Source organism: Streptomyces sp. NBC_00775, from assembly GCF_036347135.1.
Classification (GTDB): Bacteria; Actinomycetota; Actinomycetes; order Streptomycetales; family Streptomycetaceae; genus Streptomyces; species Streptomyces lutosisoli.
Map to the genome: position 1 here is coordinate 9,283,084 of NZ_CP108938.1, position 11,656 is coordinate 9,294,739.

The following is an 11,656-nucleotide window of genomic DNA, read 5'->3' on the forward strand; positions in this document are numbered from 1 at the left end:
GACCCTCCCGCGCGGCGCACGACAGCGCAACGTGGCAGGCGCCGGTCAGCCCAAGTGCTCCGCGAGCCGGTCGAGGAACTCCGCCTGGGCCTTCACGATCAGTGCCCGGCCCCGGTCCAGGTCGTACCACTCCACCCGGTCCAGCTCGGGGAACTCCTGCCGCTGCCCCGACTTCGGCGGCCACTCCATCTCGAAGGTGCCGGGGACCACGGTCGCCGGGTCGAGGTCCGCCCCGATCGCCCAGACCGTGACGACCTTGCCGTTGGTCTGGGGGACCTCGCCCAGCGGGATGGCCTCGCCGTCGGGCGGCGGCAGCCCCAGCTCCTCCTGGAATTCGCGGCGCGCCGCGTCCCAGGCGGTCTCGTCGGGCTCGTACTCGCCCTTGGGCACGGTCCAGGCTCCAGCGGTCCGGCGGGCGAAGAAGGGGCCGCCCATATGGCCGAGCAACACCTCCAGACCGTGGTCGGTGTGCCGGAACAACAGCAGTCCGGCGCTGCGCTTCCCGCTCATGGAGACACCTCCGGGTGCGCGGCGAGCAGGGTCGCGACCGTGTCGGCCTCTGTCGGGGTCTTGTCCTCGCGATAACGCACCACACGGGCGAAGCGGAGGGTGACGCCGGCCGGGTAGCGGGTGGACCTCTGCAGACCGTCGTACGCGATCTCGACGACGAGTTCCGGACGTACGGTCACCACGTGCCCGTTGTCCTCGACGGCCAGCTCCTGGAGCCGCTCGGTCTGCCAGGTCAGCATCACGTCGGTCATTCCCTTGAACGTCTTGCCGAGCATCGCGAACGACCCGTCCTCGTTCCGGGCGCCGAGGTGCAGGTTGGACAGCTTGCCGGTGCGCCGTCCGTGGCCCCACTCCGCCGCGAGGACCACCAGGTCGAGGGTGTGCACGGGCTTGACCTTCAGCCAGGAGGCGCCGCGCCGGCCCGCGCTGTAGGGGGCGTCGAGGGCCTTGACCACGACGCCTTCGTGGCCGCGTGCCAGGGTGTCGGTGAGGAACCGCTGCGCCGCGGGGATGTCCTGGGGGCCGTCGACGAGCGCGCGCCGCACCCGCATCGGCTCGGGCACCAGCCGGGCCAGCTCCGCGTGCCGCTCGGTGAACGGCAGATCCAAGAGGTCCTGCCCGTCGACGGACAGCGCGTCGAAGAAGACGGGGGAGACGGGCACGGTCTTCGCGGCCGTCGCCACGTCCACGCGCGAGCCGACGCGTCCGGCCGTCTCCTGGAAGGAGCGGGGCCGCCCGTCCTGGTCCAGCGCGATCACCTCACCGTCCAGGATGAATCGCTCACCCTTCAACTCCAGCCCCGCGGAAGTGAGTTCGGGCAGGCGGTCGGTGATGTCGTCGAGGGTGCGGGTGTAGACGCGTACGTCGTCGCCGTCGCGGTGAAGCTGCACGCGGATGCCGTCGAGCTTCTCCTCGACGGCACACGCGCCCAGCTTCTCGACGGCTTCCGACACGGACCCCGCCGTGTGCGCCAGCATCGGCAGCACCGGGCGGCCGACGGTGAGCCGGAAGCCGTCGAGTGCCTCCGGGCCGTGGGACAGCAGTGCCCGCGCCACCGTCTGCAGCGAACCGGCGAGCATCACCGCCCGGCGTACGTCCGCGCCGGGCGCGCCGGTGGCCTCGGCCAGTCCCTCCACGGCGACCGCGTCCAGCGCGCCCTGCCGGACCTCGCCGCTGATCAGCCCGAACAGGAAGCGCTGCTCGCCCTCGGTGGACGCACCCATCAACTCCCCGACCAGTCGGGCCCGTTCGGACTGCGAGCCGGTGCCGGTGACCGCGCCCAGCTCGGTCAGGCGGGCGTCCACCTCCCGCACCGTGAGCGAGGCCTCGGACGCGGGCGGGACCGGCTTGCTGAGGATCTTCCAGCCGATGCCGAGCCGCCCCTGCGGCAGGCGGCCCGCCAGATAGGGGATGACGATCGGGACGTCGTCCGCCTCCGCGTCCCGGAACAGCTCCGCGAGCAGAGCGATCTTCCGGGACCGCGCCGAGGTGGCGGCGACCTCCTGGGAAACACGCGCCAGCCGGGTCAGCAGCATGCAGCCATGGTGCAACGGAGACGGCGGGTCCACACCCGTACGCCGACGTTTTCCTGCGGCGCCCGGCGAGGGTCTCAGTGCTGCTCGCGCGCGACGGCCGCGTCGAGGTCCGCGAAGAGCAGTTCCCCGTTGAGCGTGGCCGCCGCGCGGTAGCCGCCGCTCGCCGCGTTCACGACCTGCTCCGCGAACCCCGTCGCATTGCCCGCCGCCCAGACACCGGGCACGGTCGTCAGCCCCGTGGCGTCGACGACCGGATACGCGCCGAACGGCGTCTCCAGCAGTTCCGCGCCCAGCCGCTCCAGCAGACCCGTCCGCGGAACCGCGCGGGGCGCGACGAACAGCACCGAGCGGTCGTGCGTCGTGCCGTCCGTGAGACGCACCCCGGTGAGCCGGTCGCCCTCGACCACGAGCCAGGCGACCTCGCCGGGCACCACGACGACCCCGGCCGCGGCGAGCCGGCGCAGGTCCTCCTCGGAGAGCTCGGCCTCGCCGACCGTGTGCAGGAACAGCGTCACGTCCTTCGACCACTGGCTCACCATCAGCGCCTGGTGCACGCTCAACGGCGTACTGGCCAGCACGCCGAAGGCCTGGTCACGCACCTCCCAGCCGTGGCAGTACGGGCAGTGGATCACGTCCCTTCCGAAGCGCTCGGCGACGCCCGGCACCGGCGGCAGCTCGTCGGCCAGGCCGGTGGTGACGACCAGCCGCCGCGCGTGCACCGTGCCTCCGGCCGCGAGCGTGACGTCGAACTCCCCGGCACCGTCCCGGACCACGTCCACCGCACGGTCCCGGACGAGCTCGACCCCGTACCTCTCGATCTCGCGCCGCCCCTCGGCGAGGAACTCGGCGGGCGGCATGCCGTCCCGCGACAGATAGCCCTGCATGTGCGCGGCGGGCGCGTTGCGGGGTTCGCCGGCGTCGACGACCAGGGTGCGGCGCCGGGCGCGGCCGAGGACCAGCGCGGCGGACAGGCCCGCCGTTCCGCCGCCGATGACAACCACTTCGTAGTTCTCGGTCATGGTGACCACCTCCACGGAGAAGGTCGCCCGACCGTGGCGGGATTGACAAATGGCTTTGCCGATTCTGCAATAAGGCTCATGAGTGGCACGAGCGGCACGAGCGGCATGAACGACGACGCGCAGACGGATGAGGTGCTGGCCGAAGTGGGACCGCGACTGCGACGGATCCGCAAGGAGCGCGGGGCGACCCTGGCCGGGTTGTCCGAGGCGACGGGCATCTCGGTGAGCACGCTCTCGCGCCTGGAGTCCGGGCTGCGCAAGCCCAGCCTGGAGCTGCTGCTGCCGATCGCGCGAGCCCATCAGGTGCCGCTGGATGAGCTGGTGGGTGCCCCGCCGGTCGGCGACCCGCGGGTGCGGGCCGAGCCGATCGTGCGGCACGGGCGCACCCACTGGCCGCTGACCCGTCAACCTGGCGGACTCCAGGCTTTCAAGGTGCTCGAACCGCAGCGGAGGATGGCACCGGACCCGCGCACCCACGAGGGATACGAGTGGTTGTACGTGCTCTCCGGCCGGCTGCGGCTGGTGCTCGGCGAGCACGACGTGGTGCTCGGTGCGGGGGAGGCGGCCGAGTTCGACACCCGGGTGCCGCACTGGTTCGGATCGACGGGGGAGGGGCCCGTGGAGTTCCTGAGTCTGTTCGGGCCGCAGGGGGAGCGGATGCACGTACGGGCGCGGCCCGCGCGGCGTGGCGAAGACGACTGACGTCAGCTGTTCCCAGGTGGGCAAGCGACCGCTTAGTATGCGATCGACCCCAGTCGGACGACGCAGTCCGACCCAGCCCCCTGGAGGCCCCGCATGCAGGCATGGCAAGTGCACCAGCTCGGCGAGCCGAGTGAGGTGATGCAGCTCCAGGAAGTGGAGCGTCCGCAGCCCGGTGACGGCCAGGTCCTGCTCAAGGTGCGCGCGGCGAACATCAACTTCCCGGACGCGCTGATGTGCCGGGGGCACTACCAGGTCAGGCCCCCGCTGCCGTTCACGCCCGGCGTGGAGATCTGCGGCGAGACCGAGGACGGGCGCCGGGTGCTCGCCAACCCCGCACTGCCGTACGGCGGCTTCGCCGAGTACGTCGTCGCGGACGCCGCCGCCCTGCTGCCCGCGCCCGACGCCCTCGACGACGCCGAGGCGGCCGCACTGCACATCGGCTACCAGACGGGCTGGTTCGGACTGCACCGGCGTGCCCATCTGGAGGCCGGCGAGACCCTGCTCGTCCACGCCGCCGCCGGAGGGGTCGGCAGCGCCGCCGTACAGCTCGGCAAGGCGGCCGGAGCCACTGTCATCGGTGTCGTCGGCGGAGCCGACAAGGCCGCCGTGGCACGGGAGCTGGGCTGCGACGTCGTCATCGACCGGCGTACGCAGGACGTCATCGCCGCCGTGAAGGAGGCCACCGGTGGCCGCGGTGCCGACGTGATCTACGACCCGGTCGGCGGCGAGGCCTACACCCAGTCGACCAAGGTCGTCGCCTTCGAGGGCCGGATCGTCGTCGTGGGCTTCGCGAGCGGGTCGATCCCCAGCCCGGCGCTGAACCACGCCCTGGTGAAGAACTACTCGATCCTCGGCCTGCACTGGGGCCTGTACAACACCAAGAACCCGAAGCTTATCCAGCACTGCCACGAGCAGCTCACCGATCTGGCCGCGCGGGGCGCGATCAAGCCGCTGGTGAGCGAGCGGGTGCCGCTGAGCGGCGCCGCCGCGGCCGTGCAGCGGGTCGCCGACGGTGTCACCACGGGGCGCGTCGCCGTGGTGCCCTCACTTGAGAACGGAGCAGCCGCATGACCGACGCCGCTGAACTGCGCCGCCGTACACAGGAGTTGCTGGCGGCCCATCCGCCGGCGACGACCGAGCGGGTGGACTTCCTGAAGGCCCGTTTTGACGCGGGCCTCGCCTGGGTGCACTACCCCGACGGCCTCGGCGGCCTCGGTGCCCCGCGCACCCTCCAGGCGGTCGTGGACGCCGAGCTGGAGGCCGCGGGCGCGCCGGACAACGACCCGCGGCGCATCGGCATCGGCCTCGGCATGGCCGCGCCGACGATCCTCGGCTTCGGCACGGAGGAGCAGAAGCGGGACTTCCTCAGGCCTCTGTGGGTCGGCGAGGAGGTCTGGTGCCAGCTCTTCAGTGAGCCGGGCGCCGGGTCCGACCTCGCCGCGCTCGGCACGCGCGCCGTCCGTGAGGGCGACGACTGGGTGATCAACGGGCAGAAGGTGTGGACGTCCAGCGCCCACGTGGCCCGCTGGGCGATCCTCATCGCCCGCACCGACCCGGACGTGCCCAAGCACCGCGGCATCACCTACTTCATCTGTGACATGACCGACCCCGGTGTCGAGGTGCGGCCGCTGCGCCAGGTCACCGGAGAGGCCGAGTTCAACGAGGTCTTCCTCACCGACGTACGCATCCCCGACGCACACCGGCTGGGTGAGATCGGCGACGGCTGGCGGGTCGCCCAGACCACACTCATGAACGAGCGCGTGTCCATCGGCGGTATGCGTATCCCACGCGAGGGCGGCATGATCGGCCCGGTCTCCAAGACCTGGCGCGAGCGCCCCGAACTGCGCACCCACGACCTGCACCAGCGGCTCCTGAAGCTCTGGGTCGAGGCCGAGGTCGCCCGGCTCTCCGGCGAGCGGCTGCGCCAGCAGCTCGTGGCGGGCCAGCCCGGCCACGAGGGCTCCGGGATGAAGCTCGGATTCGCCCGCCTCAACCAGGAGATCAGCGGCCTGGAGGTTGAACTCCTCGGCGAGGAAGGCCTGTTGTACGACGACTGGACGATGCGCCGGCCCGAACTGGTCGACTTCACCGGCCGGGACGCGGGATACCGCTACCTCCGCTCCAAGGGCAACAGCATCGAGGGCGGGACCAGCGAGGTCCTGCTCAACATCGTCGCCGAACGCGTCCTGGGACTGCCGTCCGAGCCGCGCACCGACAAGGACGTCGCCTGGAAGGACCTGGCCCGATGAGCACACAGCCCGACCTTCTGTACTCGGAGGAGGAAGAGGCGCTGCGCGCCGCCGTCCGCGACCTCCTGACCGACCACTGCGACGCGGCCGGCGTCATCGCGCGTACGGAGTCGGACACTCCGTACGACCCCGAGCTGTGGAAGGCGCTCTCGGAAGGGATGGGCCTGGCGGGCCTGCTCGTGCCCGAGTCGCAGGGCGGCCAGGGCGCCACACATCGGGAAGTCGCCGTGGTCCTGGAGGAGTTGGGGCGTGCCGTCGCTCCGCTTCCGTACCTGACGAGTGCCGTCGTCGCGACCGAGGCGCTGCTCGCGTGCGAGGGTGACGAGACCGCCAAACTGCTGGCCGGGCTGGCCTCCGGCCGGACGGTGGGCGCGCTCGCTGTCGCGCTGTCCGTGGGGCCGGGCGGCCACTACAAGGCCGTACGCAGCGAAGACGGCTTCCTGTACGGGGAGTTGACGGGAATCGCGGATGCGGCGGTCGCCGATGTGCTGCTGGTTCCGGCGGAGGACGGCGGGCTGTACGCGGTGGACGCGGACGCCGTGACGATCACCCCGCAGGTGTCCTTCGACCTCACCCGGCCGGTCGCGACCGTCACCCTCGACGGGGTGCGGGCGCACCGGGTGGGCGCCGCCGAACCCGCCGTACGCCGGGCCCTGCGTGCCGGCGCCGGACTCCTCGCATCCGAGCAACTCGGCCTAGCCGACTGGTCGTTGACGGAGACGGTCCGCTACCTGAAGGAGCGCAAGCAGTTCAACCGGCCCGTCGGCGGCTTCCAGGCGCTCAAGCACCGGCTGGCCCAACTGTGGCTGGAGGTCGTCAACACGCGCGCCGCGGCCCGGGGCGCGGCCGACGCGCTCGCCACCGGCAGCGACGACACCGACGTGTCGGTCGCCGTCGCCCAGGCGTACGCGGCGCCTGTCGCCGTGCACGCCGCCGAGGAGGCGCTGCAACTGCACGGCGGCCTCGGTATGACGTGGGAGCATCCGGTGCATCTGTACCTGAAGCGGGCCAAGGCGGACTCGATCGCGTACGGCACGGCGGGCGCCCACCGTGAGGCGCTGGCCGGACTGGTGGATCTCCAGGCGCCCTGACGCCACACCCGTGAGGAGCCCGCCCCGTCCGGGGGCGGGCTCTTTCGCGTGCCCCGCCTTGCTGTCGTATGTCTGCTCCGACGAAGTGAACGAACGGCGGCAGTCCGGCCAACTCCCCGCACGGTACTGCTCCTTGGGCCTGTCAGGACCCCATACTCGCTGGGTCCTGTCCGGCACTTCCAGGGAGGCAGAGCATGGCCCTTACCACCCGCCGCAGAGCCCTCACCACCCTCGGCGCCGCCCTCGCGGGCTCCGTCGCGCTGCCCGCCACGTACGCGCGGGCGAGTGAACGGGGGCACGGCCCGCGTCCGCTGTGGCGCGCCCACGCCCACAACGACTACGAGCACCCGCGTCCCCTGCTCGACGCCCTCGACCACCGTTTCGGCAGCGTCGAGGCCGACATCTACCTCGTGGGCGACCAGCTCCTCGTCGCCCACGACCCGGTCGAGCTCGACCCGGCGCGCACCCTCGAATCCCTCTATCTCGAACCCCTCGCGGCCCGGGTCAAGGCCAACCACGGCTCGGTGTACCGGGGTTACCGCACACCCCTGCAACTCCTCATCGACATCAAGACCGAGGGCTCGTCGACGTATCTCGAACTCGACCGCCATCTGCGCCGCTACCGGCACCTGTTCACGACCTACGCGGACGGCCGTGTGCACCCCGGTCCGGTCACGGCGGTGATCTCCGGCGACCGGGCCGCCCGTACGCCCATGGAGGCGCAGAGTGTGCGCCGCGCCTTCTACGACGGGCGGCTCGCCGACCTCGGCAGCGCGTCCCCCGCTTCGTTCATCCCGCTGATCTCGGACAACTGGACGCTCAACTTCACCTGGCTGGGTGACGGCCCGTTCCCCGACGCCGAGCGCGAGAAGCTGCGCGGCATCATCGCGGCGGCCCACGCGCGCCGGCAGAAGGTCCGGTTCTGGGCGACACCCGACCTGGCGGGCCCGGCCCGTGACGCGCTGTGGGGCGAACTGCTCGCCGCGGACGTCGACTACTTCAACACCGACGACCTCGCGGGCCTCGAAGCGTTCCTCGACGCCCACGAGCGGAGGTAAGGGGGCGTGGAGCGGGCGTAACACCACTCGTTCGGAGGACACGTCAGCTGCCCGGACGAACCCTCCGCTACGCCACACTTGCGGCCGAACGCCGCGAAGCGGACGTGGCGGAGGAGGTTGACGATGGCCATTTCCATCTCTGTGGTGCTGTTGCTCCTGATCCTGGCGGTGGTCTTCCTGCGCAACGGCGCGTTGAAGCTGTCGCACGCCCTGGTCTGCGTACTGCTCGGCTTCTACCTGGCGAGCACGAGCATGGCGCCGACCATCCACAGCGGGCTCACCGCGACGGCGGACATCGTGAGCAGCCTGAGGCCCTGAGGCCTCACATCACGATCGTGAGAACACGCCGATGCCGTTCGGGACGGGGCGTTCGGCGCCTCCGCTGGGGTGGTTGAGGACGCTGACGGCGGCCGCCCCCGGCTCCCGGGCGACCATCGTAGTGGAGCCCCCGCCGTCCAGGCTGAAGGCGTCGTCGGAGCCCAACTGCCGCATGGTCTCGGCCACTTCGGCGATGGTGAGGCCGCTGCGGAACTCGGGCGCGCCGTCGAGCGCGAGGAGCAGCAGGCGGCGTCCGTCGTGCGCGATGCCCACGGCGGTCCGTACGGCCGAGGTGGTGTTGTCCAGGCCGGGAAGCGGCTCACCGTCCACGAGCATCGGGTAGCCGCCGAGTGCGAAGCGGTACGGGATCCTGGTGGCCTCCGCGACCAGACGGTGCCGTACGACGACCGGCTCGCCCAGGGACAGTTTCCGCAGCTGCTGGGCGCCCGCCTCGCGGCCCACCAGGACCGTGGTGCCGGGAGCGATGGCACCGCTGCCGGGCGTGTTGTCCGCCGATACGACTTGACCGTGCTCGACCGTCACCTCATAGGTGTCGGAACTACATGGTGCGGCCCGGTTGGTGTCCGTGCCGCAGGTGGCGCGCACCCGGGAGACACTGCCCCAGTCCGCGGTGAACGCGCCGATCGACCCCTCCGGCAGCGCGTACTGATTGAGCCCGCCGAGCGGCCACCGCCCCTCGTGACTGCTTACGGAACCATCGAGGGCCATGCTGTCCAGCCGGGCCCTGCGGTCGACGCCCACGCCGAGCACGTCCTCGGTGGTCGTGCCGGGCGGCAGGGCGGGCCCGAAGCGCTGACCGTTCGGCACCGCCGCCTTGAGCTCGTGCCCGCTCGCGATCGCCGGGCCCACGGTCGCGCCCGTCGCCGCGACCCCCGGATGCTGGGTCTCCGTGATGTTGAAGAAGTCGCCGTTGACACCCGCCACGGCACCCCGGGAGTCGGCGAGCTGGGAGACGGGCGCCCGGGACGCCACGGCTCCGGGGTACAGGAGGTCGACCCGCACCCGTGGATTGCGCAGATCGACGCTCAGCACATGTGCGTGCGCCACACCCTTGGCGGCCGGGATGTCCAACTGCGTGTACTCGACGCCGGGGGCGATCGCCGTGTCCGTGGCGCCCTCCGCGCCGCTGGCCGGTGCCGCCCCCAGCAGGGCGGTACCGGCCAGCGCACTCCATGCCGCGACAACCGTCAGTGCTGTTCTTAACCGTCCGCCTCGACCCGTCACCGTACCCCCTGATGTCTCGTCAACTTTCCCAGGACTCAAGGGGAGTTCACCAGACGGCGGTGACCCTGCCGATGGCTAGGCGCCGACTACGCGCGAACGGATGAGGAAACGCACTCCTTCGGGTGCTTCGAGCGAGAAGCCGCTCCCGCGGCCCGGCACGACGTCGACGATCAGCCGGGTGTGACTCCACAGCTCGTACTGGCTCCTCGACATCCAGAACGTCACCGGCTCCTCGACCCCCTCGACCTCCAGCTCGGCGAGCAGGACGTCGGAGTTGCCGGTGCGGAACTCGCCGTCCGGGTAACACATGGGCGCGCTGCCGTCGCAGCAGCCGCCGGACTGATGGAACATCAGCGGGCCGTGGGCCTCTCGCAGCCGCCGCAGCAGTTCGGTGGCCGCGGGGGTCAGTTCCACGCGCGGGACGATGTCCATCGGCTCTCCCGTCGGGTCTCACGAATGAGGCGGCCCCTGCCGACGGTGAGCCGTCGGCCGAGGGCGCCACCCAGCCGACCATCCCGCACGTTGCGAGAGCGTTGCACTTCCCCGGCCAGTCCGCCCTGGCCTTGCACCGATCCGCAGCCGTTCGCCACTGCCCGCCCGGCGACCGTCACGGGATCCTGATGCGCGTCGACGGGCGGGTCAGGCGCGCAGGGCCGTGAGCCCGTCGTAGACGGCCATCACGATCTCGAGTCCCCGGTTGTCGTTCCCGGGCTCGCGCATCTGGTTCGGCACGTACGACACCGCCATGCGGGCGTCGGGCTCGATCATGACCATCGAGCCGCCCCAACCGCCCCAGCCGTAGGTGCTGCCGAACAGGCCGTAGCCCAAGCCCCAACGCATCGGCATGCCCAGGATGCGGTCCTCGCCGCTGAACTGCTCCTCCCACGCACGGTCGCAGCCCGCCTGCGACAGCAGCCGCGCACCCCGCACCGTTCCCCCGCAGGCCATGACCGACTGCACGAGCGCGACCGAGCGGGCGTTGCCGAATCCGCTCGCCGCGGGGATCTGCGCGCGGCGCCAGGCGACGCTGTTTCCGTCACGGACCCGGATCCTGGTCCCTCCGGCGGGAGCCGCGGTGGGGCTGGGCGCGCTCGCGAGGTAGTCCTCGTCCCGCGACGGCGGCGGGAGAGCGAGCGCGACCCGGTGGTCATGCTCTGCCAACAGCCCCATGTGGAAGTCCGCCCCCAGCGGCCCGGCCACCTCGACGGCGAAGAACTCGCCCACACTGCGACCGGTGATCCGGCGTACGACCTCGCCCACGAGGTATCCCTGGGTGAGCGAGTGGTATCCGGCCGCGGTGCCCGGCTCCCACTGCGGCGCCAGCTCGGCGAGCCGCGCCGTGGCGGACGGCCAGTCGTAGAGCTCCTCGACCGTCCCGTCCCAGTCGGGCAGGCCCGCGGTGTGCGAGAGCAGGTGCCGCACCAGCACCCCGTCCTTGCCCTCCGCGGCGAACTCCGGCCAGTACCGGGCGACCGGCGCGTCCAGGTCGAGCTCGCCACGGTCTGCCAGGATGAGGGCGGACAGTGCCGTCATCGTCTTGGTGACGGACCAGACGCCCGCGATCGTGTCGCGCTGCCACGGGATCGTGCGGTCCGCGTCGGCGAATCCGCCCCAGACGTCCACCACCGGCTCGCCGTCCACGAAGACCGCCACCGAGGCGCCCACGTCCCCGGCGTCCAGCAGCGCGGCCAGCGCCTCGGGTACCGCGGTGAACAGATCATCGTATGAACCCTGAATCTCTGCCATGCCCGGAACCTAGCCCGCACCGCACTGTCGCGGTCAATCGAATTTGCGGCGCGACGCCACGCCAGGCGCGTCGTGCTCGGCGTCACCTGTCACTCTGACGCCGTCCTCACCGACGACAGCACCCCTCCTGACTCATCCGACACGGGTGCACCAACCGAAGCCGGTAACAGGGCTGCCGGGCGG

12 protein-coding genes are annotated in these 11,656 nt (G+C 71.6%); 6 read left to right on the plus strand and 6 right to left on the minus strand.

Translation table 11 applies throughout. The annotated features are described in order from the left end of the window. Window positions 1-45 precede the first annotated feature (45 nt). The 3 genes from OIC96_RS41340 to OIC96_RS41350 all read right to left on the minus strand — a co-directional run bounded on the left by OIC96_RS41340 (window position 46) and on the right by OIC96_RS41350 (window position 3,064). Complete coding sequence (locus tag OIC96_RS41340; protein WP_330302920.1) at window positions 46-510, minus strand: NUDIX domain-containing protein; 465 nt, start codon at window positions 508-510, stop codon at window positions 46-48. Next, the gene (locus OIC96_RS41345) at window positions 507-2,045 is read right to left on the minus strand and encodes an ATP-dependent DNA ligase (protein WP_330302919.1); all 1,539 of its coding nucleotides are present in this window, start codon (window positions 2,043-2,045) and stop codon (window positions 507-509) included. The genes OIC96_RS41340 and OIC96_RS41345 overlap by 4 nt, the downstream gene beginning before the upstream one ends. Window positions 2,046-2,119: 74 nt before the next feature. Beyond that, window positions 2,120-3,064 carry an NAD(P)/FAD-dependent oxidoreductase gene (locus OIC96_RS41350; protein WP_330302918.1) on the minus strand — a complete coding sequence of 315 codons (945 nt, stop codon included), beginning with the start codon at window positions 3,062-3,064 and terminating at the stop codon, window positions 2,120-2,122. A 78-nt stretch (window positions 3,065-3,142) separates the two neighbouring features. Here OIC96_RS41350 and OIC96_RS41355 point away from each other — a divergent pair, with 78 nt between their 5' ends. From OIC96_RS41355 to OIC96_RS41380, 6 genes are all read left to right on the plus strand, one after another. After that, entirely contained in the window at window positions 3,143-3,766 is a 624-nt protein-coding gene (locus OIC96_RS41355; protein ID WP_330302917.1) for a helix-turn-helix domain-containing protein, read from the plus strand. Window positions 3,767-3,859: 93 nt separating this feature from the next. Further along, window positions 3,860-4,837, plus strand: coding sequence for an NADPH:quinone oxidoreductase family protein (locus OIC96_RS41360; protein WP_327426971.1), 978 nt, complete (start codon window positions 3,860-3,862; stop codon window positions 4,835-4,837). Next, the gene (locus tag OIC96_RS41365) at window positions 4,834-6,015 is read left to right on the plus strand and encodes an acyl-CoA dehydrogenase family protein (RefSeq protein ID WP_330302916.1); all 1,182 of its coding nucleotides are present in this window, start codon (window positions 4,834-4,836) and stop codon (window positions 6,013-6,015) included. Before OIC96_RS41360 ends, OIC96_RS41365 begins: the two co-directional genes overlap by 4 nt. After that, window positions 6,012-7,106, plus strand: a complete 1,095-nt coding sequence (locus OIC96_RS41370; RefSeq protein ID WP_330302915.1) for an acyl-CoA dehydrogenase family protein — start codon at window positions 6,012-6,014, stop codon at window positions 7,104-7,106. The genes OIC96_RS41365 and OIC96_RS41370 overlap by 4 nt, the downstream gene beginning before the upstream one ends. A gap of 194 nt (window positions 7,107-7,300) precedes the next feature. Further along, a complete protein-coding gene (locus OIC96_RS41375; RefSeq protein ID WP_330302914.1) occupies window positions 7,301-8,164 on the plus strand; it encodes a phosphatidylinositol-specific phospholipase C/glycerophosphodiester phosphodiesterase family protein in 864 nt (287 codons plus the stop codon). 123 nt (window positions 8,165-8,287) lie between these two features. After that, entirely contained in the window at window positions 8,288-8,482 is a 195-nt protein-coding gene (locus tag OIC96_RS41380; protein WP_327426967.1) for a hypothetical protein, read from the plus strand. Between the two features lie 9 nt (window positions 8,483-8,491). Here OIC96_RS41380 and OIC96_RS41385 read toward each other — a convergent pair whose 3' ends face one another. The 3 genes from OIC96_RS41385 to OIC96_RS41395 form a co-directional block, all read right to left on the minus strand. Further along, window positions 8,492-9,727 carry a phosphodiester glycosidase family protein gene (locus OIC96_RS41385; RefSeq protein ID WP_330302913.1) on the minus strand — a complete coding sequence of 412 codons (1,236 nt, stop codon included), beginning with the start codon at window positions 9,725-9,727 and terminating at the stop codon, window positions 8,492-8,494. A 75-nt stretch (window positions 9,728-9,802) separates the two neighbouring features. Beyond that, window positions 9,803-10,159, minus strand: a complete 357-nt coding sequence (locus OIC96_RS41390) for a DUF779 domain-containing protein (protein WP_330302912.1) — start codon at window positions 10,157-10,159, stop codon at window positions 9,803-9,805. Window positions 10,160-10,366: 207 nt separating this feature from the next. Further along, window positions 10,367-11,473: a serine hydrolase domain-containing protein gene (locus OIC96_RS41395; protein WP_330302911.1), complete on the minus strand. Its 1,107-nt coding sequence runs from the start codon at window positions 11,471-11,473 to the stop codon at window positions 10,367-10,369. Window positions 11,474-11,656 lie beyond the last annotated feature (183 nt).